Below are 22,064 nucleotides of genomic sequence, written 5' to 3'. Positions count from 1 at the left end.
GTTGGTGGAGGAATCAGAATGAAAAAGAAAATTGCAGAATATGAAGTTGGTGAACAAGTCGATATCTTCTTGTTAATTAAGACAGCGACAAAAGGTATCGCGAGTAATGGAAAGCCATTTTTAACAGTAATCTTACAAGACCAAACTGGAGATATTGAAGCGAAGCTATGGGATGTATCACCAGAAGTTGAGAAACAATATGTAGCAGAAACGATTGTTAAGGTAGCTGGAGATATTCAAAACTATAAAGGGCGCATTCAACTTCGTGTGAAGCAAATTCGCGTTGCAAATGCGAATGAAGTAACAGATATATCAGACTTTGTTGAAAAAGCACCAGTGAAAAAAGAAGATATGGTAGAAAAGATTACACAGTACATATTTGAAATGAGAAACTCAAACATTCAGCGTCTCACAAGACACTTATTAAATAAGCATCAAAGTGAATTTTTAGACTATCCAGCAGCAACGAAAAATCACCATGAGTTTGTATCAGGGCTTGCCTATCATGTTGTATCGATGCTTGATTTAGCGAAAGCCATTGCTACGCTATATCCATCTTTAGATAAAGATTTACTGTATGCAGGTGTTATTTTACATGACCTTGGTAAAGTAATTGAATTGTCTGGTCCAATTTCAACAACGTATACATTGGAAGGAAACCTACTAGGTCACATCTCCATCATGGTAAACGAAATTGGAAAAGCAGCCGATGAACTGAAAATTGAAGGAGAAGAAGTATTAATTCTTCAGCACATCGTTTTATCTCATCACGGCAAAGCTGAATGGGGTAGCCCAAAACCGCCATTAGTAAAAGAAGCGGAAATTCTGCATTACATCGATAATTTAGATGCGAAGATGAACATGATGGACCGTGCGCTTGGACGCACGAAACCAGGTGAATACACAGAACGTGTCTTTGCGCTTGATAATCGTTCGTTTTATAAGCCTACTTTTCATAACTAAATAATACTTATGAGGCAAGTGATTTTAGCGTATAGATGGGGTTGCTTGCCCTTTTTATTTTTAAAAGTGGCATCGCCATCAAGCTAAGATTTTGAAGTACCCCCTAAACGAAAATTTGGTATCTGTTATAGCAATGAAGTTCATTTTTATCGTTTCGGCTACTACCAATAAGTAGGGTTATGTTAACTAAGTTTGTATATGAGATATAAAAAAACATTTACAATATATATCCAATAATGTTATTGTATATGAAATTAAATGCAATGAAGAGAAGAGTAAATAAAGTGAATTCTATACAGAGAACCCTGGTAGCTGAAAAAGGGTTAGAATTTCTTTATTGAAGCAAGGCTCAGAGCAGCACATTGGAACCCGCTATAGGGGGATAGTGTGACGGGCGCTCCCGTTATAGAGCTAGGGTATAAGTATTTTTGTTGTACCTGATAAGGTTAATATGGTGACATATTAATAAACTGGGGTGGTACCGGGATCTAAAATCTCGTCCTCAAGACACTTAAGTCTTGGGGGTGGGATTTTTTTATTTTGTTTTAAGTGTTGCATTCTATCTGATTATATTTTAGGAGGAATTCAATTGAGTTTTAAAAAAACATTGGAAACTTGGCGGTATCCATCTATCTTATTGTTTAGCATTGGTGTTTCAAGTGTTGGAAGTTGGGTTTACTTTATCGCTCTAAACCTTATCGTCCTTAACATAACAGAGTCGGCTATTGCTGTCTCTGGTTTATATATTATTAGGGCTTTATCAACGTTGTTTACTAATATTTGGTCAGGAAGTCTTGTAGATCGTTTAAATAAAAAATATCTCATGATAGCACTAGATGTCTTTCAGACTGTTCTAATTGCATTATTACCTTTCTTCTCTTCTTTAGGGCTTATATATACTATGGTCTTTCTAATTACAATAGCGAGTTCTATGTACCACTCAACATCGGTAACTTATATCACGAAGTTAATACCAACAGGGCAAAGAAAACGTTTCAATTCTTTGCGTAGCCTACTTGATTCCGGAGCTTTTTTGACTGGACCAGCAATAGCAGGAATGATGTTTACAATTGGTACACCTAATATGGCTATTTATATCAATGCTGTAGCTTTATTTTTATCTGCATTAATTACAGTAGGAATGCCTAATGTAGAATCCGCTGCACAATTAGAAAAAACATCAGATACAACAAAATTATCTCTTAAGCTATTAATAGATGATTGGAAGCTTGTTATTGGATTTAGTCGTAAGTATCTATATATCATGATGATTTATCTTTTGTTTAGTGCGATGATAGTCATGATGACAGCTACAGATTCGCTGGAAGCTGCTTTTGCAACTAGGATACTTTCCTTATCTGAAGGTGAATATGGAGTCTTAGTCAGCATTGCTGGAGCAGGAGTATTAGCAGGTTCTTTATCCAATGCAATAATTATTGAAAAAATACCTACCTCATGGCTTATTGGTATGGGTTCCTTAATAACTGCAGTAGGTTATGTGGTTTTTACATCCTCTAATACCTTTTTTATAGCATCTATAGGAGCTTTTGTTTTGTCATTTGCTACTGCCTTTTCTAATACTGGTTTTTACACATTTTATCAAAACAATATACCTGTTGATGTGATGGGGAGAGTTGTAAGTATTTACGGGTTTATTGAGGCTTTTTTAATTATTACCGTTACTGCAATCTTTGGTATTTCTTCCGAGCTTATATCTATACGATTTGTTGTAGTTTCAGGAGCATTTATAATGTTTTTGGTATCTATTACACTATTTATTTGCAGTGTTCAACCATCAAAAGCGAAATTCTATTCTGATTCACCTGAGCTTAAAGATTCATTTCAATAAAACGATTACATTTTAATTTATACTAAATGTACAGGTAATACTCCCTAATTAACCCAGCTTGTCTGGTTACCCCGTTAAATACTATAAAAAAAGAACTTGTATCGTATACAAGTTCTTTTTTTCGCTTATTTGAATAATATGTCCTTACTATATTGCTTTCCAGCAAGTAAGTCATATTGAATAAGTTTATATTGCTCTAACATTTCTTTTTGTTTATGCGTTAAATCTTTTATTTCTTCTCCATTTTTATCGACCTTTAAATCATCTTTAAGCACTGGTATTTCTTTGTGTAGTTCCGATAAAAACTGATAGAATGGTGATTTATTTAATCCAGCATAATCAAGAACAAGATTTGAAAAATAAATCGGACTTACTAAGCCTAAGTTATCATTTGGCAAATCAAAGTTTGCATACATTAGTAATGGCGTTTCTGACATAGTTAATTTTTCACTTAAAGTTTCTTCATTTTCTATATATCCAGCCTCTTTATAAATAGCCTTATTCGTTCCTAACACTGGCAAGTGGTCCCCAAAGAAGACTAATAAAGTAGGTCTTTCTAACCCATTAAGCTGTTCTATTAAATATTGTAGAGCTTCATCGGAACGCCTTACACCTTCCGTATAGATTTCTAATTCTGCTTTTGATTCTTCATTTGTTAATCCACTAACTTCTATTTTATTTTCTTCAAACCGCTCTGGATTATATGGAAAATGATTTTGCATCGTCACCGCATGAATAAATGTAGGCTGTTTTCTCTTATTCAATTCATCTATTATTTCTTTACTCATAGATAAATCACTAATATTGTCTCCAGCTAATTCTTTATTTTTCATCGTATCTTCTGCATTAAAGTTATCAAATCCAAATGTATTATATACATCGTCCCGTTTATAAAACGCTCGATTAAAAGCATGAATTGCACTCGCATAGTACCCTTGCTTTTTCAATTCACTTGCGATGGATGGAATTTCTTTCTGACCTGTAACAGCTTGTTGATATGGTATAGAACCAGGCATTAACAAACTCATTGAATAACTCGTTAACGCTTCAAATTCTGTATTCGCTGTATTTCCCCCAAATGTAGGAGCTATTGTTTGTCCACCTGGAAAACTCTCAATATAATGATGTAAATTCGCCACCGGATCTTCACTAAATGAAAGGTTCGTTAGTTTTGTAGGATCCCAAAAAGCCTCGCTCATAAGAAATATAATATTCGGTTTCTCTGCTTTTTTTTGTTCTCCCACATTATCGCCATATTGTTTCTTTATATTCTCTGCAATTTGAAGCATATTTTCTTTTGAATATTCTTCTGGTTCCTGGATGACCGTTGTATCTAAGTTACTTAAAAACCCCAAAACCAAACCATTTTGACCATAGTTCATATTTTGATTCCACAAAGGGAAGTATATCCCCCCATTTGCAAATAACTTATTCACAAATGTATTAGGGTAATTACTAAACGAATATACCATAAACACGGATGCACATATTAAAACAATCCTCATACTAATATGGATTTTTATAGAGTTAATGTGTTTTCGAATATAAAAAACTACAAATATAAATAAAGCTATACTAATGATTACTATCAATATATTTTTCAAACTAAAATAATCCATAACCATCGGTATAACGGACTGCATATGCCCGATTTGTGTAAAGTCAGACGGATAAAGCGGCTCTCCTCTGAACATAATTTTGAAATAATTAACAATCGCTAAAATAATTAAAGAACAACTAGTTAATATTACACTTGGTAAAATTTTACCAAATAAATTATAAACTAAAATATACACCATATAAATGAATACCAAGCTGAATAGGTACTGTGCATACTGCAAATAAATCCAATTATTCACAAGTGAATAATTCATATTTTCTTGTATGAATATATAAAGCCAAGCTATTAAATGAGCTATTACAAACAATAAAATATGAATTCTTATAGATGGTCTAAGTCTATTGGTTATCCCTTTATTCAAATAAACAATAAAAAATAGTATACTCCATAAAATTATAGTAACTATACTTAATGTGATTCCCTCATTAAAAAATAGCTTAGTCTTCTCTAATTCGAAATAGCCTAGCGTGATAAAAAACAACATTTCTAAAAAAATGGTCCACATTCCGCTAATAATGAAAGAAAGTAATGGGTTCCTTCTTGCTTGCTGAACAGAAAAATTAAAACGCAATTCATTTCTTCTTTGTTTCTGAGCTACAAAATCCAAATGCAATTTATTCCCTCTTTTCGTTTCTTTGTTTCACCTCGCATCAGTAAAAACATTATACTCTCAATCTTCATATCTATTTTTATTATACATATATAACCTTAAATATTCCTTAAAAAACAACACTTTTTCGTATTTTTTATAACCTGATAGAATCGAAAAAGTGCAAGCATACTGTATATACAAACTATATCGAGGGTGTTGCAAAACTAAAATAAATATGCAATGTTATGAACCGAAAAAACTAGCTGAACATGCAACAAAAAAAGCCTCTCAAATAAACCGAGAGACCCTTTAAAATAAAAATCACTTTTGACACAAAACAATGATTTTATATGGTGTAGTTTGAGCTGGTATACTCATTGTTGTAAGACCATAAATAACTATTAAATTTCGATTCGCAAGATTCCCTGTAAAAAATTGGCCATTTGTTAATAAAATTTGAGTAGAAGGAGAAATATTTAATTTTAATTTTCCATCACTACTCTCTAACTGTTCATTAAAATTATCTACTTTTACATTTTGAGAGGGTATATATTTCGCTATAACAATTGCTTGAAATTGTGGTGGGAAAATGAGAGGAACAGGGACGTTAGCATCGTAAAATCCAGTTACTTTATCTCCTACTACTACCGCTGCGTAGTCAATAAAATAAGTATTTGGTTTCACTACAAAATTTACTAGAGTCCCATAACCATTATCTACGGATATTAATTTATTACATCCTATTTCTTCATTTGATCCTGTTACAAAATCGTTAATCATAGTGATTGTACCATCAAATGATTGAAAGTTTTTCATTCTAATACCTCTTTTGTTTATATAGTTAAACTTTTATCGTTACTCTATAATTTTTAAAAACATGTAAATGAAATAATCCTTCTCGTATCAATTCCAAAAATAACCCAAAACCTACCGTTCCATCTAAAACCAGCAACAGACCTCGGTCCTACAAAAATCGGATAATACCAAAACTGTTCACCATTACTAAGCCATATATAGGTATTTCGAAATAAACAGAATGAAATTGCTCCTGGATCAACAGCAAATGGTGAAGCAGTTGATTGTTGAGGAATAAATGATGGAGGAGGAGATGTTGGAGCTTGTGAACTTTGCTGTCCTGGTGCACCCGGAAAACCTGGTGTCCCTGGGGAACCTGGTGCACCCGGAAAACTTGGCATTCCCGGAAAACCTGGTGCACTCGGAAAACTTGGCATTCCCGGTATACTTGGAATCTGAGGAACAGGGAATTGACGATCGAAGTATTGATTATAATTTATATAAGGAAAATATATTGACCCATTATACATTTAAAAACCACCTCTTTACTTTTAAAATTTCCTAAAGTATTAATATGTAATATTTTCCGTATAGGAAGCTTATTCACTTCCTATACGGAAAATATTTTTAATAAGGCGGATATCAAACATAAAAGTATTACCCTTTGTTTTTGGATGTGAGCGCAGTGGCTGAAGTGAATCGAAGCGGGGGGCTAGCCCCTTCTAGTGTCATAAACATATAGAGTAAAAGGTATTTTATGAAAAGCCTCTTTGGTTATAGAAGAGAGTAAATTAAACAAAAAAGTAGGGAAAACCCAGTTATATCAATGGTTTTGGGGATTTTAGATGCTTAACTTTTTAATTAATTTGTTTTTTAGTGATGTCGGGGTTTTTGAGCCTACTATTGCAAAGTTAATGAGAAAGCTACAAGCAAACAACTTCATCAAGAAAAAGCAAAATGGCGTTTATATCGTAAATCTTAACATTATGATGAAAGGGAACGATACAAAACGACAAATATTATTAAGTTATTACGAAGAAGATAAACCTTTAAATTCCATTGAGGTTTTAAGAGAAAAACAAAAAGCTATTCCAAAACAAAAAATAGCCAAGAATGAATCAAAAAATTGGAGATGAAAGATAATGATTGAGAGCATTGAATTAAATATTTACCTAGATAATGACACAGTATCATTTAGTGTATCCCCTGTACAAACAGAGGTTATATTTAAAGCATTAGGATTGCAATTTGATCCAAACACACAAACAGTAAGTGCATTTAGTAGCAACAGTTTACAAAAGCATATTCTTCCTAAAGTAAATTTTTCACCCCAATAAAAAGCATTACACCAATCGGTATAATGCTTTTTATTTATGAGGTAGGTTTTAATTGTGTCTTTCGAGTTGAATATTCTAACAATTATTTCTCAATCAACTTAAAAGAGGGATTCTGTATACAATTTGTGGAATTGTGTTAACATTCAGTTTATTGTAGATGAAAATGAAGGGGATGAATTGTTGTGAGCACACATGTAGTAACGAAAGAACAAATGAAACATTCACTAGACACTTGGTATCAAGTAATGTTGCAACAACAAGTGGAAAAAGCGACACGATGTAAAGAAGAAATTGATAATAACCTGAATCAGGTAGAAGCAAATCAGGATGTATTATTGTATTATGCATTATTAAATTTCAGATACAATGTCCTGACTGACTGGGTTGCGGTTAAAGAAGATAGTTTTGATAGAGTAGAATCTTTTGAAATTCCGACAGAAGGGCTTCTAGCATATTATTATCATTTTTTTAAAGGCTTTCATTTGAGACTTATCACAAACTATACAGAAGCAAAAGAGCAGTTTGATCAAGCTGAAAAACTATTACAATACATTACAAATCCATTCGAAAAGGCTGAATTTAACTATAGGTTAGGAGAATTTTATTATCACTCATACCAACAAGTAAAAGCAATTGATTTCATTCAAAAAGCAAAAGAGGAATTTTCTAAGCAATCAGGATATGAAATCAATCTTGCATTATGTGAAAATATATACGGACTATGTTGTATTGATTTAAAACAATTTGAGTTAGCTGAAGAAACATTGAATGCTACATTAGATGTATTCCAAAAAACAAATCATGAAAAATATATCCTCATGGTACGCAATAACTTAGGTTTACTGTATGCAAATCAAAATGTATCCGAATCCGCAATTCGTCACTTATCAGAAGTAACAAAGAAATCTCCAAATCATTTCCGAGCATTGTATTTAGAAGCTGATGAAAATTTGAAATTAAATCGTTCAGATATTGCTGAATCATTAATAGAAAAAGGATTGCATATTTGTAATCAATTTAAAAGTCAGGAGTATCAATATCGTTTTATGATTTTAAAAGAAATGAATACTAATATAAATGCATTCGAAAAGGCTGTTTTAAAAGGAATTATGTACTTTGAAAAAGAAGAATTATTTGATTGTATTGAAGAGTATGCAGAGCGTTTAGCTGATAAATTCTACAATGAAAACAATCATGAAAAAGCAAGCAAATATTATCACATGAGTAAAGAAGCAAGAAAAAAACAAATAAAAAAAGGAGCGTTAAAATGATGAAAAAAATTATATTAACAGCAGTAGGTTTTGCATTTACGTTATCTATTACAGCTGGATTTAGTGATTTTAACAATGTGACTTTAAACAAAGGGGACACAGGAGGAGCACCTGCTTATAATAAGGGTGACGGTGGAGCACCTTCTAATAGCCACGCAGATTTCTCAGCACCAAAAGAAATTTAATTAAATTTACATCAAAAAAAGAAGAACGTTTTCCTGAACTAACTAACAGGACGTTCTTCTTTTATTTTTTTCTTTATTCTTCATTTCTATAAGTATATAAAAATTTTGAAAAATGATTGACCTACTTTTTATTTGTAACTATAATGATTACAAGAGGGTTGAACAGTACGAAAATAATCAAATACAAGAAATATCCCAATGCTTACTTAGAGGGAAAGTATATTTTTTTAACACAGTTGTAACTAAAATGGTTACAACTGTGTCGGCTATAAAATAATGACAAAAAGTGAAAGCTTATTGTAAGTGTATTTGTTCATAGTTACAGTAACAGAAAGGAGACAATTAACTTGAAACAATTAAAGTTCTATATAATTAGTGGTCTTTCACTTGTATTATTAATGGTTTGTAATATCGTTGAGAAACCAACAGCAAAAGTAGAAGAAGTAAAAAATACTGTTGCAACAAAATTAAACACAAAAGAAAAAATGGCAGAAATAGATGGACAAACGATATATTTTAAACAAATTGGTGAAGGGAAACCACCGCTGCTCATGCTTCATGGGTTTGGGGGTTCTTCTGATGGATTTGGTGATATTTATCCAGAATTAGCGAAAGATCATACGATTATTGCAGTTGATATTTTAGGGTTTGGACGTTCTTCTAAGCCGATGGATTTCCAGTATTCATTTCCTGCACAAGCAAATTTATATTATAAGTTAATGAAAAAACTAGGCTATGATAAGTTTGCGCTGCTCGGTCATTCCATGGGGGGAGAGATTTCTCTTAATTTAACGTACTTATATCCTGAGGCGATTACGCACCTTATTTTAGCGGACTCGACAGGGATAGAATCTTTCCAGCAAAAAGAAGGTTTCCAAAAGCCAAAGTTATCAGTTGATGTAAATACGGTATCTACCATTACGGATTATGATAAAAATGAAGTGAAAAATAGACGGGATGATAAAGAACATTATAGTGAACTGACGAAAATGAGGGAGCGCCGCATTGCGATGGATGCAGATGAGATTAAGGTGCCGACGTTAATTATTTGGGGTAGAAATGATAAAAGCGTTCCGTGGAAAAATGGTGAAACGTATCATCAACTATTTAAAAATAGTACATTCCATATTATTGAAAAAGGTTATCATGCTCCGTTCCGTCAAGAGCCGGAAGAGTTTATGAAATATGTCCAAGCTTTTTTTGAAGAGCATGCTGTATCTATCAATGAATAGAATTTTATAATTATAAACCCGTTCCTTCTTTCATAATTAAGAAGATGATTCGAACGAAAGTTCTGCTATTTAGGGCAGAACTTTTTTATTTTGCTATCTTATGTATTTCACCCTGCATAAAAAAATATTTCTCAACATTTTATTTATTGAAAAATATTGAATATTCATCATAATACGAATATTATATTGTTATCGACAAAAAAAACGATAATTCGCAAACATCGGGGAGGAAATGCATTGAAAAAGAATAAGAAGTTAAAACCCTTGTCAGTATTAGCAACAGCGGCAGTGCTAAGTAGTACTTTTGCTTTTGGAAGTCATGCAGCGTATGCTGAGACACCAACATCATCTCTACCAATAGATGAGCATTTAATACCGGAGGAGCGTTTGGCAGAAGCGCTAAAACAACGGGGAGTAATTGATCAATCTGCATCACAAGCTGAGACATCAAAGGCTGTTGAAAAGTATGTTGAGAAAAAGAAAGGGGAAAACCCTGGGAAAGAAGTAATTGCAGGGGATAGTCTTACGCAAGAAGCTTCTGATTTTATGAAAAAAGTAAAAGATGCAAAAATGAAGGAAAATGAACAGGCGCAGCAGCCAACAGCAGGACCAGTAGCTGGACAAGATGCAGGATTGAATCCTAGGAAATTAAATGGAAAAGTTCCGACTGCACCAGCGAAGCAAGAAGAGTATAATGGGGCTGTTCGAAAAGATAAAGTGCTTGTTTTACTCGCAGAGTTTAGTGATTTTAAACATAATAATATTGATCAAGCACCAGGCTATATGTATTCGAAAGATTTTAATCGTGAGCATTATCAAAAAATGTTATTTGGTGATGAGCCATTTACGCTATTTGATGGGTCAAAAATTAATACGTTTAAGCAATATTATGAAGAACAATCTGGTGGTAGCTATACAGTTGATGGAACTGTAACGGAATGGTTGACTGTTCCAGGAAAGGCTTCCGATTACGGTTCAGATGCTGGCACTGGTCATGATAATAAAGGACCTTTAGGGCCACGTGATTTTGTGAAAGAAGCATTAAAAGCAGCAGTAGCAAAAGGAATTAACTTAGCTGATTTTGACCAATTTGATCAGTACGATCAAGATGGTGACGGAAATAAAAACGAGCCAGACGGCATTATTGATCATTTAATGGTTGTTCATGCGGGTGTAGGACAAGAAGCTGGCGGCGGTAAACTGAAAGATGATGCGATTTGGTCTCATCGTTCAAAACTTGGATCAAAACCATATGCAATTGATGGAACACAAGCTTCTGTTCCGAATTGGGGCGGAAAGATGGCTGCATACGATTATACAATCGAGCCTGAAGATGGAGCAGTAGGTGTATTTGCCCATGAGTACGGTCATGATTTAGGCTTACCGGATGAGTACGATACAAAGTACACTGGGCAAGGTGAACCAGTTGAATCTTGGTCTATTATGAGTGGAGGAAGCTGGGCTGGAAAGATTGCAGGAACAGAGCCAACAAGTTTTTCACCACAAAATAAAGAGTTTTTCCAAAAGAATATGAAGGGTAACTGGGCGAATATTTTAGAGGTAGATTATGATAAACTTCGCACGGGAATCGGTGCTGCAACATATTTAGATCAAAGTGTTACAAAATCAAAACGACCAGGAATCGTTCGCGTTAACTTGCCTGACAAAGATATTAAAAATATTGAAGTGGGATTTGGCAAGAAGTTTTATTACAGTACAAAAGGGAATGACATTCATACAACACTTGAGACACCAGTATTTGATTTAACAAATGCAGCGAATGCTAAGTTTGATTATAAGGCATTCTATGAGCTTGAAGCGAAGTATGATTTCCTTGACGTGTACGCTATTGCAGAAGATGGAACGAAGACACGTATTGATAGAATGGGCGAAAAAGATGTAAAAGGTGGTATGGATACAACTGATGGTAAGTGGGTTGATAAATCATACGATTTAAGCCAATTCAAAGGGAAAAAAGTAAAACTGCAGTTTGAATATTTAACAGATATTGCAGTAGCTTATAAAGGATTTGCGTTAGATAATGCAGCATTAACTGTAGATGGAAAAGTTGTTTTCTCTGATGATGCAGAAGGACAACCAGCAATGACGTTAAAAGGATTTACTGTGTCTAACGGATTTGAACAGAAAAAACATAACTATTATGTAGAGTGGAGAAATTACGCTGGTTCTGACATGGCGTTACAACATGCGCGTGGCCCAGTATTTAATACAGGAATGGTTGTATGGTATGCGGATCAAAGCTTTACAGATAACTGGGTAGGCGTTCATCCAGGTGAAGGATTCTTAGGCGTAGTAGATTCTCATCCAGAGGCAATCGTAGGTACATTAAACGGACAACCGACTGTGAAAAGCAGTACGCGTTATCAAATTGCAGATGCTGCATTCTCATTTGATCAAACGCCAGCATGGAAAGTAGATTCACCAGCTCGCGGTATCTTTGATTATAAAGGATTACCAGGCGTTGCGAAATTCGATGATTCTAAGCAGTATATCAACAGCATGATTCCAGATGCAGGACGTAAATTACCGAAACTAGGCTTAAAGTTTGAAGTAGTAGGCCAAGCAGAAGACAAGTCTGCAGGTGCAGTTTGGATTCATCGATAGAATTTTAAAGACAGTACTTCTATCTACGGTGATTGTAGATGGGAGTACTGCTTTACTTGTTTGAAAAAGAAATTGTCATAACTCTTGTCCTACCTTCATACAGTGAAACTAACAAGGCTTGTCTTAGGAAGGGAAGGAAATCAAGTGGAAACTTTACCATGGTGGATTTATCTTGTTATTATCGGGATTGTCGTAAGTGGCTACATGGTTTTATATACTTCAAAAAAAGAGCAAGAGATGGATAATGAGTTTATTGAAAAAGAAGGCGAAGTATATATGAAGCGCTTAGAGGAAGAACGAGAGCGACGTAATCAAGAGAATGATAAGGATTCTGTGTTGCTTTAATCCTAGTAAAGAGTGAGTAACTAATCGGTTATTCACTCTTTTTTTGCACCATCATTATATTGGCGATTTTTAAAATATATCGATCGTTTCTCTTCATATATCGGCGCTTCGACATAGGATATCGACCGTTCGACAAAATCTGGCAGCAAGAGACCTAAAAGTTTCTCCTACCATCTTTTCTTTTCGCTTAAATTGTGTACTATAAAAGGTAGGATGACGTAAAGAAGGGGAATTTTTGAATGGAATTTCATGAACAAAATATTTTGCCAGCTGTTCGGCAAATAAAAGACTTAGAAAAGTTACTATATAGTTCTTATGAGTATATTGTTATTTTAGACATTCATATCGGTCAATTGAAAAGTGTTGTGAAACTGGCGAAGCAGCATTGTAAAAAGGTATTTTTACATGTCGATTTAATTCACGGTTTGCAAAGCGATGGCCATGCGACAGAGTTTTTATGCCAAGAGTATAAGCCATATGGACTATTGTCGACAAAGGCAAGTGTAATTATGAAGGCGAAGCAAAAGGGTGTTGTCTCGATTCAACGTATCTTTTTAATTGATTCGAGTGCGATGGAAAAGAGTTGTAACCTTTTAGAAAAAACAAAACCAGATTATATTGAGGTGCTTCCCGGAGCTTTAACAGGTGTGATTGCTGAGGTGAAAGAACGGACGGGCGTACCGATTTTAGCAGGCGGATTTATTCGTACGGTTGATGATGTAGAAAGAGCGTTATCCGCTGGTGCGACGGCGATTACAACGTCGAAAAAAGAACTCTGGAAACATTACCAAAAATAGAAAAAGCTTTCTTTTAGGCGGGGGAGAGGATCCGTCTGAGCATAGAAGCGGTCAGTACCTAATTTCGCCTTATGCCTTGTACAAACAAAGGGAGAAAGTGAGTGAAAGACCGCTTTTTCTCGTAACAGTGGCTTGTATGTTGAGAAAAATAAAAAGTGTCGAAAATGTGAAAAAATGTATTGACACCGCTTTCATTTGAGGTTAACATTATAGATAAGTTAATAAACGTGACGGAGAAAAGAAGAGATCCACATTTCATTGTTTCTATATTTTTTATATAGAAGCATGCCAGGTGTGGATCTTTTTCTTTTGAAAAAAAACGAATGGCCATTCATTTTACCTCTATCACATTGGAATCATTTAAATTGATTGTGGAGGGATTTTATGTCAGCATTTTTAGGGGAGTTAATAGGGACAGCGTTGTTAATCGTTCTTGGTGGCGGCGTTTGTGCAGGCGTAAGTTTAAAGAAGTCGTTTGCTAAGGATTCTGGTTGGATTGTTATTACGATGGGCTGGGGCCTAGCGGTTGCCATCGCAGCATATGCAGTAGGATCAATTAGCGGGGCGCATTTAAATCCGGCAGTAACACTTGGACTTGCTTTTAAAGGAGCGCTTCCATGGAATGATGTACCAGGTTATATCGCAGCGCAAATGATTGGGGCAATCATCGGTGCAATTATCGTATATTTACATTACTTACCTCATTGGAAAGAAACAGAAGACCCAGGTACAAAATTAGGCGTTTTTGCAACAGGACCAGCAATTCCGAATACATTTGCAAACCTTTTAAGTGAAATGATTGGAACATTCGTTTTAGTATTTGGTATATTAGCAATTGGTGCAAATAAATTTGCGGATGGTTTAAATCCATTCATCGTAGGTTTCTTAATTGTAAGTATTGGTTTATCATTAGGTGGAACAACAGGTTATGCAATTAACCCAGCTCGTGATTTAGGACCTCGTATTGCACACTTCTTCTTACCGATTCCGGGTAAAGGTGGATCAAACTGGAAATATGCATGGATTCCGGTAGTAGGACCGATTTTAGGTGGATCACTTGCAGGTCTATTCCATCAAGTTGTATTTGAAGGAAAACAAAATGCAGCACTTATTTATGTGATAATTGCAACTGTGATTGTACTAGCAATCTCTTATATGACAAGTAAAAAGAGCCAAAATAATACAAATAGTAGAAAAGTAGCATAAGGGGGAACCGATTATGAAAAAATACATTCTTTCATTAGACCAAGGAACAACAAGCTCACGTGCAATCCTTTTTAATAAAGAAGGTAAAATTGTTCATTCAGCTCAAAAAGAATTTACACAACATTTTCCAAAGCCAGGTTGGGTAGAGCATAATGCACAAGAAATTTGGGGATCAATTTTAGCGGTTATTGCAACTTGTTTAAGTGAAGTGGACGTAAAGCCAGAGCAAATTGCTGGTATCGGGATTACAAACCAACGTGAAACAGCGGTTGTTTGGGATAAAGAAACTGGTAAACCAATCTATAACGCAATCGTATGGCAATCTCGTCAAACAGCTGAAATTTGTGAAGAGTTAAAAGAAAAAGGTTATAGCGAAATGGTTCGTGAAAAAACAGGTCTTTTAATTGATGCGTACTTCTCTGGTACGAAAGTAAAATGGATTTTAGATAACGTTGAAGGTGCAAGAGAAAAAGCAGAACGCGGCGAATTATTATTCGGTACAATTGATACATGGCTTGTATGGAAATTGTCTGGTGGTAAAGCGCACGTAACAGACTATTCAAACGCATCACGTACATTAATGTTTAATATTCACGACCTGCAGTGGGATGATGAGCTTCTAGACATGTTAGAAGTGCCGAAAAGCATGCTTCCAGAAGTACGTCAATCTTCTGAAGTATATGCCCATACAGTTGATTATCATTTCTTTAACCAAAATATACCAATCGCAGGTATCGCAGGTGACCAACAAGCAGCGTTATTTGGACAAGCTTGCTTCGGTGAAGGTATGGCGAAGAATACATACGGAACTGGTTGCTTCATGTTAATGAATACAGGTGAAAAAGCAGTTGCGTCTGAGCATGGCCTATTAACAACGATTGCATGGGGTTTAAATGGTAAAGTTGAATATGCATTAGAAGGAAGTATTTTCGTAGCAGGTTCTGCAATTCAATGGTTACGTGATGGCATGCGTATGTTTAAAGATGCAAGTGATAGCGAAGAATACGCATCTCGCGTTGAATCTACTGACGGTGTATATGTTGTTCCAGCATTCGTAGGACTAGGAACACCGTACTGGGATAGTGAAGTACGAGGAGCAGTATTTGGCGTAACGCGCGGAACAACGAAAGAACACTTTATCCGTGCAACGCTAGAATCATTAGCATACCAAACAAAAGATGTATTGTGTGCAATGGAAGCAGATTCAGGTATTGAACTGAAAACATTACGCGTTGATGGAGGAGCGGTTAAGAATAACTTCTTAATGCAATTCCAAAGTGATATGTTAGATGTTCCAGTAGAGCGTCCAGAAGTGAATGAAACAACGGCTTTAGGTGCAGCATATTTAGCAGGTCTTGCAGTTGGATATTGGGAAAACCAAGACGAAATTAAGGCGCAGTGGAATATGGACAAGCGCTTTGCACCAGCAATGGAAGCGGAAACAAGTGAAGAGCTATATGCTGGTTGGAAAAAGGCAATTGAAGCAACAAAAGCTTTTAAATAATTATAAACAGTGTTATAATGATGATAAGTTAATAATTCGGTAGGAGATTTGGAGAGACCACAACACGCTATAGAAGCGAATTCTATAGCGGAGTTTGTGGTCTCTTTTTTCGTTATCAAAGGGAGGAATTACCATGAAATTTTCAAGTGAACAACGTAAAGACGTATTAAACGGAGTAAATAAACAAGAGTTAGATGTGATCGTAATTGGTGGAGGTATTACTGGTTCTGGTATTGCATTAGATGGAGCAACACGCGGTTTATCAACAATTGTGTTTGAAATGCAAGACTTTGCAGCAGGTACATCAAGTCGTTCAACGAAGCTTGTACACGGTGGTTTACGTTATTTGAAACAACTTGAAGTGAAAATGGTAGCAGAAGTTGGGAAAGAGCGTGCGATCGTATATGAGAATGGTCCCCATGTAACAACACCAGAGTGGATGTTACTTCCGTTCCATAAAGGCGGTACATTCGGTTCATTCAGTACATCAATCGGTCTTCGTGTATACGACTTCCTAGCAGGTGTAAAACGAAGCGAGCGTAGGAAGATGTTTAGCCGCGAAGAAACAATGAAAAAAGAACCGCTTGTGAAACAAGAAGGACTAAAAGGCGGCGGTTATTACGTAGAGTATCGTACAGATGATGCTCGTTTAACAATCGAAGTTATGAAAGAAGCAATTGAACATGGTGCAAAAGCAGTCAACTATGCAAAAGTAGACGGTTTCTTATATAAAGATGGAAAAGTATGTGGTGTACGTGTCGTCGATTTATTAGATGGAGAAGTGTATGAAGTATACGGTAAGAAAATTGTAAACGCAGCTGGACCTTGGGTAGATACATTACGTGAAAAAGATAATTCAAAAAGAGGAAAAGTATTGCAATTATCTAAAGGTGTTCACTTAGTAATCGATCAAAAACGTTTCCCACTAGGGCAAGCGATCTACTTTGATACACCAGACAAGCGTATGGTCTTCGCAATTCCACGTGGCGGGAAAACATATGTAGGTACAACTGATACGTTCTATGATAAAGACGCAGCAGTACCACAAATGACAACAGAAGATCGCACATATATCATTAATGCGATTAACTATATGTTCCCGAGCGTAAAAATTACAGAAAAAGATATTGAATCAAGCTGGGCTGGTGTTCGCCCATTAATTTATGAAGAAGGTAAGAGCGCATCTGAAATTTCTCGTAAAGATGAAATTTGGACTTCTGAATCTGGTTTAATCACAATTGCGGGCGGAAAATTAACAGGGTATCGTAAAATGGCTGAAATGGTAGTAGATTATGTAACGTCATTATTACAAAAAGAAGGACATAGTGCGTATCCGAAAAGTGAAACGAAGCATATGCCAATCTCTGGTGGACATGTAAGTGGATCAAAACAATTCCCAACATTCGTTGCGAAAAAAGTACAAGAGGGAACAAAATATGGTTTAACAGCAAAGCAAGCAGAAGAGTTTGCGAAATTCTATGGATCTAACGTAGATATTCTCTTTAACTTAGCAAAACAACATAAAGCAGAAGCAAAAGAATATAACATGCCGTTAGACGTGCTTGTACCGCTTGTATACGCAATGGACTATGAAATGACAGCAAAACCAGTCGACTTCTTCGTACGCCGCAGAGGAGCTGTATTCTTTAACATTCACTGGGTATATGAGTGGAAAGAAGCAGTCGTTGCATATATGGCAGCGAAATTAGGCTGGAGTAAAGAAGAACAAATGAAATATACAGCTGAATTAGAGAAAGCATTAAGAGACGCTGTCGTGCCTGTAGATCAGCAAGAGCAAGCGGCAGCTCTTGCGTAAGTGTTTATTATACGTAGAATAGAAAGAAAAAGAGTTGTTCGATGGAACACCTCTTTTTCTCTCGCATTATTTACATTTTCCAAATATAAATGATTAATATACTCGTATTGACGATAAGAGCAAATATAGTCATAAAATCCGTTGAGTAACTTAACATAACGAAGAGTGAAAATAGTGCAGCAACAAGTGGAATGAACTTCTGTAAAGTAGTTACTTTTCCATTTTTGTGAAGCTGGTAAGATTTAAAAAAGATGAATAAGAAAACAACAGAGGTAAGTACTAATCCTGAATATCCCCAGCCATCCTCAATGAACCATGGTAAAGCTGCAACTCGTGATGTGAAAATAAATAAATTTAGTACGAGCATGCTAATCATTAAAGTATTTATAATAGTAATCGTGTTTGCTTTTTTCAATTGAATACCTCTCCAACATTTGATTTATTTTATATGTAAGTAGTTTCTGTTATAGCGTTAATTAGTGTGTAATTGATTTTTTTCTTTTACGTTTTCGTCTTTAAAATATGTAAAGTTTTTCTTTTCAGTTCTATACATATCTTCTTTTATGAGACCAGCTTTATATTGAACATCTAAAAACTGAAGCTCTTCATCCCAAATTTTGATATTTAGCTGAAGGCAATTTTCACGCTGCGTTGTTGTTAAATCATCTAGGTGTTTTGGTTCCTTATTTGGATCTTTTGTGTTATCAACACGAATTCCATAATTCAGTTCTAATTTCTCTAGTTGTTCATATAATTCATCTAATTGTTTTCTTTGTTTCATCACTAAATCAACTTCTAGTATTGTAATATCGGGATTGATTGTTTTGAAATGTGCTAGCTCTTCTTTATAGATTTCAGTTTTTGTACCTGTATTTGCAAATGCAATCGTTGATAACCCCATTACGATACCAATGGATAATGTTGCAATCATAATTTTTTTCATATCATTCAATTCCTTTCATTGTTTCATATCAATTTCATCTTTTTTACTGCGACAGTTTTGTCACTTCTGTAAATCTTTTTTCAATTTCATCTAACTCAAATGAACTACATACTCTACAGTCTTCAGCGTCTAAAATTCTATAATGCTGTGAAAGAATATTTTGTTGTATTTTATAACCGTTTAACTCCTTTATTTGTCGCCACCATACTTTTCCTCCTAAAGTCTTCGGGAAACTCATATCGTAATGTGAAAAAGCAATCATTTTAATAATTTCGTTCACATCATCACCAAATGTCATTTGGATCGTCTCACTATGTTCAAAAAGCGTTACAACACAAACTGCACCTGACCATGTGAGCGTGCGTCTACCTTTTTCGATTTCCACTAATGTTTTCTTTGATAAACCAATGATTTCAGCCATTTTATCCTGTGATAAATCATTTTCAACACGGATGAGCTTTAATTTCGCATTCACCATTTCAATAAATGCTTGTTTATCCATTATGCATCTCCCTTTCTTGTATAGTGTAAAATTACACTATACAAGAAATTTTGTCAACATAGGTGCAACTTTACACTTTGTTTTACGATTCCTCCTAGGGTTTATTTCGTATGTAGCAAAAAATGCAACCTGTTAAGATTTATATTCATTCTTTACAAAACAGAAAAAATCTAGTTGAATGAATTCTTATTTCATCTTACTTTAATGGGAATGCCCTCCTTAAGCACTTTTTTTAGTTATACGAAATGATATGTAAGGTTAATTTGGGATGAAAGAATGGAAATATTACTTATTCGGAGAAAGTAGGAAGAGAAGATAGTAAGGAGGGAGAAGAATGAGTTTAGCAAGTTATCTCGCATTAACGGACAGTAACACTCCCACCTCATAAAGTTTCACTTTATGAGGTGTCAACTGGTTGGGGAATTGAGATTTCGAAATATACGTACCAAAGGATTTGCACGGAATCAAAGGAGAAGCTAAACAGACTATGTGCAATAATGAATGAATATCTGGAATAAGTGGATTATTTTGAACTGTATAGTTGTTGGATTGGGGAAGAAGGTGAGATCACTCTTAAACTTAATAGCTTTGATATAGACAAGATTACTATTCCTGAAAAAACATTGGTGAGGTTTGAAAAATAAACCTTACTTTCCTAATTGCAATGTTAGTTGAAATAAAAACAATATTTTTTATGCTTTTTCATGATTTTTGGTTATAATAGCATACGGGTTAAGGGAAGATTTTTATCTTCCCTTGTGTTTTTATCTGCATCTAGCTTTTTGCTAGATGCTTTTTTAGCTCGTTTCTTAGACAGGATGGGAGCACAATGAATGCAAAATAAGCTGTCAGGGACGACTGACAGCTTATTGTAATTAAATTATTTCTTCTCTTTTTCAGCTTTTGGAGTCTCAAAGGTATCTTTTAAATCTTTATCTTCAACCTTCACATCAGCTTTTTTAAGTTCTTTGTCTTGAAGCTCAGCCATGAATTGAGGATCTTGTTTTTTCTTCTCAACTAGGTCTTTTTTAATGTTTGCTTTTTCTTCTTCAAATGGTTTTTGTTCTTTAATATCAGTTACTTTGATGATATGGTAACCGAATTGTGATTTTACAGGTTCACTTACTTCATCTTTTTTCAATTTATATGCAGCATCTGTAAATTCTTTTACCATTTTACCAGGTCCGAAGTAGCCTAAGTCGCCGCCTTTTTCAGCAGAACCTTTATCTTCTGAGTATTGTTTTGCAAGTTCTTCAAAAGATTTACCTTGTCCAAGTTCTTCTTTTACTTTTTTCGCAGTTGCTTCATCTTTTACAAGGATGTGACTTGCTTTAATTTCAGGTTTATAATTCTCTTTTAATTCTTTGTCAGTGATACTGCTTTCAATAGCTTTGTCCATCGCTAATTCAGCGCGAACGCTTTCTTTAAATGAGTCTTTTGTAAAGCCTTGTTGTTTTAAAGCTGCGTCAAATTGATCGCCAAGTTGCTTTTTGTATTCATCAACTTTTTTGTCAACTTCTTTATCGTCGACTTTATGGTTTTTAACAAGTACTTTCTCAAGTACCATACCACGTAAAATTTGTTTACCAGCTCTGTCTTTCATTTTGTTGTAAAGGTCTTCTTTTGAAATGTCACCCGCTTTAGATGTAACGATTTTGTCAGATGATCCACATGCTGATAAGGCAATCAAACTTGTTGCTGCTAAGGCAAGCATAGCTTTCTTCATTCAATAAACACTCCTACTATTATGTATTTTTAATTTATCCCGCACAAATGGCAAGCGTCCTCATTTCAGATGATGCTTGTCCAAAAGAGCCCGATTAAGTCTCACTGGTTTCGCTTTCTTATAAAGTTAAAAGCCTGCTTAACAGGGCTTACCGAGGCTGAGGATAAAATCTAGCTGAAGGTAATTTTATTCTATAGTATAAGCAATATGTACAAAATTTAATATACCATATTTCGACGTCTTTTCCTATTGATAAAGAAAAATTACCCATTTGTTTATAAAGATTGTCAGATTGGGAATGAGTACCATATTGGGCGCGTGTAGCATATATAGGAAAGAGGAGAGGGGATGGGTGAATGAATTCATCACTTATTTTATTGGTTGTACTGTTTATTTTATTAGTCATTATAGGTATAATTTGCTTATAGAGGAAAAAATGAGGAAGGGGCTTTCCTTCCTCACTTTGCATGAAATATAATTTCTATATAACTAGAAATTAATAGAATGGTAATACATATATTAATAACCCGAAAAGCGCTCGTTTGTCGGCTCTCGGATAGTTGTTTCCGCACACACAGTGTATGTGTCAGGAAATTCGTGTAGAATAGAACAATAAGTGCAAATGTGACAAAAACAATTTCTATAAGAGTCACGAGGAGATACCTCCTTTTGGCCAAAATACATATACTTTTATATATTGTATCATACGATATTTTGTTCGTGTTATAAAATTCAGAAATAGAAGACCTTGTGTT

General features: G+C 34.8%; 22 protein-coding genes and 1 other annotated feature. Of the genes, 14 read left to right on the top strand and 8 right to left on the bottom strand.

The annotated features are described in order from the left end of the window. Positions 1–18 precede the first annotated feature (18 nt). Both yhaM and MHH45_RS11045 read left to right on the top strand, forming a co-directional pair. The gene (gene yhaM, locus MHH45_RS11050; RefSeq protein ID WP_003195696.1) at positions 19–963 is read left to right on the top strand and encodes a 3'-5' exoribonuclease YhaM; all 945 of its coding nucleotides are present in this window, start codon (positions 19–21) and stop codon (positions 961–963) included. Positions 964–1,217: 254 nt separating this feature from the next. Beyond that, positions 1,218–1,470: a binding site (T-box leader), on the top strand. Positions 1,471–1,552: 82 nt separating this feature from the next. Next, positions 1,553–2,812 carry an MFS transporter gene (locus MHH45_RS11045; RefSeq protein WP_016113622.1) on the top strand — a complete coding sequence of 420 codons (1,260 nt, stop codon included), beginning with the start codon at positions 1,553–1,555 and terminating at the stop codon, positions 2,810–2,812. 125 nt (positions 2,813–2,937) lie between these two features. Here MHH45_RS11045 and MHH45_RS11040 read toward each other — a convergent pair whose 3' ends face one another. The 3 genes from MHH45_RS11040 to MHH45_RS11030 form a co-directional block, all read right to left on the bottom strand. Continuing rightward, entirely contained in the window at positions 2,938–5,046 is a 2,109-nt protein-coding gene (locus MHH45_RS11040) for an LTA synthase family protein (protein WP_140386037.1), read from the bottom strand. A 300-nt stretch (positions 5,047–5,346) separates the two neighbouring features. After that, positions 5,347–5,841 carry a hypothetical protein gene (locus tag MHH45_RS11035; RefSeq protein ID WP_016113624.1) on the bottom strand — a complete coding sequence of 165 codons (495 nt, stop codon included), beginning with the start codon at positions 5,839–5,841 and terminating at the stop codon, positions 5,347–5,349. Positions 5,842–5,894: 53 nt separating this feature from the next. Further along, on the bottom strand, positions 5,895–6,350 hold the full coding sequence (locus MHH45_RS11030; protein WP_016113625.1) for a collagen-like protein: 456 nt from the start codon (positions 6,348–6,350) through the stop codon (positions 5,895–5,897). A gap of 315 nt (positions 6,351–6,665) precedes the next feature. Here MHH45_RS11030 and MHH45_RS11025 point away from each other — a divergent pair, with 315 nt between their 5' ends. From MHH45_RS11025 to glpD, 11 genes are all read left to right on the top strand, one after another. After that, the gene (locus MHH45_RS11025; protein ID WP_016113626.1) at positions 6,666–6,956 is read left to right on the top strand and encodes a replication/maintenance protein RepL; all 291 of its coding nucleotides are present in this window, start codon (positions 6,666–6,668) and stop codon (positions 6,954–6,956) included. A 6-nt stretch (positions 6,957–6,962) separates the two neighbouring features. Continuing rightward, positions 6,963–7,157 (top strand): hypothetical protein, encoded by a 195-nt coding sequence (locus MHH45_RS11020; RefSeq protein ID WP_016132552.1) that lies wholly within the window; start codon positions 6,963–6,965, stop codon positions 7,155–7,157. 182 nt (positions 7,158–7,339) lie between these two features. Further along, entirely contained in the window at positions 7,340–8,428 is a 1,089-nt protein-coding gene (locus MHH45_RS11015; protein ID WP_088094094.1) for a response regulator aspartate phosphatase, read from the top strand. After that, positions 8,425–8,613 (top strand): hypothetical protein, encoded by a 189-nt coding sequence (locus MHH45_RS11010; RefSeq protein ID WP_016113629.1) that lies wholly within the window; start codon positions 8,425–8,427, stop codon positions 8,611–8,613. Before MHH45_RS11015 ends, MHH45_RS11010 begins: the two co-directional genes overlap by 4 nt. A 347-nt stretch (positions 8,614–8,960) precedes the next feature. Next, complete coding sequence (locus MHH45_RS11005; RefSeq protein WP_016132556.1) at positions 8,961–9,845, top strand: alpha/beta fold hydrolase; 885 nt, start codon at positions 8,961–8,963, stop codon at positions 9,843–9,845. Positions 9,846–10,082: 237 nt separating this feature from the next. Further along, positions 10,083–12,470, top strand: coding sequence for an immune inhibitor A domain-containing protein (locus tag MHH45_RS11000; protein WP_088094095.1), 2,388 nt, complete (start codon positions 10,083–10,085; stop codon positions 12,468–12,470). 144 nt (positions 12,471–12,614) lie between these two features. Then, positions 12,615–12,815 (top strand): sporulation YhaL family protein, encoded by a 201-nt coding sequence (locus MHH45_RS10995; RefSeq protein WP_088094096.1) that lies wholly within the window; start codon positions 12,615–12,617, stop codon positions 12,813–12,815. A 239-nt stretch (positions 12,816–13,054) separates the two neighbouring features. Continuing rightward, positions 13,055–13,612, top strand: a complete 558-nt coding sequence (locus MHH45_RS10990) for a glycerol-3-phosphate responsive antiterminator (protein ID WP_016132558.1) — start codon at positions 13,055–13,057, stop codon at positions 13,610–13,612. Positions 13,613–13,996: 384 nt separating this feature from the next. After that, complete coding sequence (glpF, locus tag MHH45_RS10985; protein WP_016113653.1) at positions 13,997–14,818, top strand: glycerol uptake facilitator protein GlpF; 822 nt, start codon at positions 13,997–13,999, stop codon at positions 14,816–14,818. Between the two features lie 13 nt (positions 14,819–14,831). After that, positions 14,832–16,322, top strand: coding sequence for a glycerol kinase GlpK (glpK, locus tag MHH45_RS10980; protein ID WP_016113654.1), 1,491 nt, complete (start codon positions 14,832–14,834; stop codon positions 16,320–16,322). A gap of 133 nt (positions 16,323–16,455) precedes the next feature. Next, positions 16,456–18,138, top strand: a complete 1,683-nt coding sequence (glpD, locus tag MHH45_RS10975; RefSeq protein WP_088094097.1) for an aerobic glycerol-3-phosphate dehydrogenase — start codon at positions 16,456–16,458, stop codon at positions 18,136–18,138. 70 nt (positions 18,139–18,208) lie between these two features. On the opposite strand, the gene MHH45_RS10970 is transcribed toward glpD, so the two are convergent. From MHH45_RS10970 to prsA, 4 genes are all read right to left on the bottom strand, one after another. After that, positions 18,209–18,553 (bottom strand): hypothetical protein, encoded by a 345-nt coding sequence (locus MHH45_RS10970; protein WP_088094098.1) that lies wholly within the window; start codon positions 18,551–18,553, stop codon positions 18,209–18,211. Between the two features lie 57 nt (positions 18,554–18,610). Next, positions 18,611–19,081: a hypothetical protein gene (locus tag MHH45_RS10965; RefSeq protein ID WP_016132562.1), complete on the bottom strand. Its 471-nt coding sequence runs from the start codon at positions 19,079–19,081 to the stop codon at positions 18,611–18,613. Positions 19,082–19,124: 43 nt separating this feature from the next. Next, entirely contained in the window at positions 19,125–19,583 is a 459-nt protein-coding gene (locus MHH45_RS10960) for a helix-turn-helix transcriptional regulator (protein WP_088094099.1), read from the bottom strand. Between the two features lie 880 nt (positions 19,584–20,463). Further along, positions 20,464–21,309, bottom strand: coding sequence for a peptidylprolyl isomerase PrsA (gene prsA / locus MHH45_RS10955; protein WP_016113659.1), 846 nt, complete (start codon positions 21,307–21,309; stop codon positions 20,464–20,466). A gap of 356 nt (positions 21,310–21,665) precedes the next feature. On the opposite strand from prsA, the gene MHH45_RS10950 reads away from it, so the two are divergent. Further along, positions 21,666–21,737 (top strand): YjcZ family sporulation protein, encoded by a 72-nt coding sequence (locus tag MHH45_RS10950; protein WP_224796251.1) that lies wholly within the window; start codon positions 21,666–21,668, stop codon positions 21,735–21,737. Between the two features lie 30 nt (positions 21,738–21,767). Here the strand turns inward: MHH45_RS10950 and MHH45_RS10945 are convergent, their stop codons facing one another. Continuing rightward, positions 21,768–21,962: a hypothetical protein gene (locus MHH45_RS10945; RefSeq protein ID WP_016113660.1), complete on the bottom strand. Its 195-nt coding sequence runs from the start codon at positions 21,960–21,962 to the stop codon at positions 21,768–21,770. Between the last annotated feature and the right edge of the window lie 102 nt (positions 21,963–22,064).

Source organism: Bacillus sp. FSL K6-0042 (assembly GCF_038006685.1).
Taxonomy (GTDB): domain Bacteria; phylum Bacillota; class Bacilli; order Bacillales; family Bacillaceae_G; genus Bacillus_A; species Bacillus_A pseudomycoides.
The sequence above is the reverse complement of the archived record's forward strand: the minus strand, read 5'-3'. Positions and strand labels throughout refer to the sequence as shown.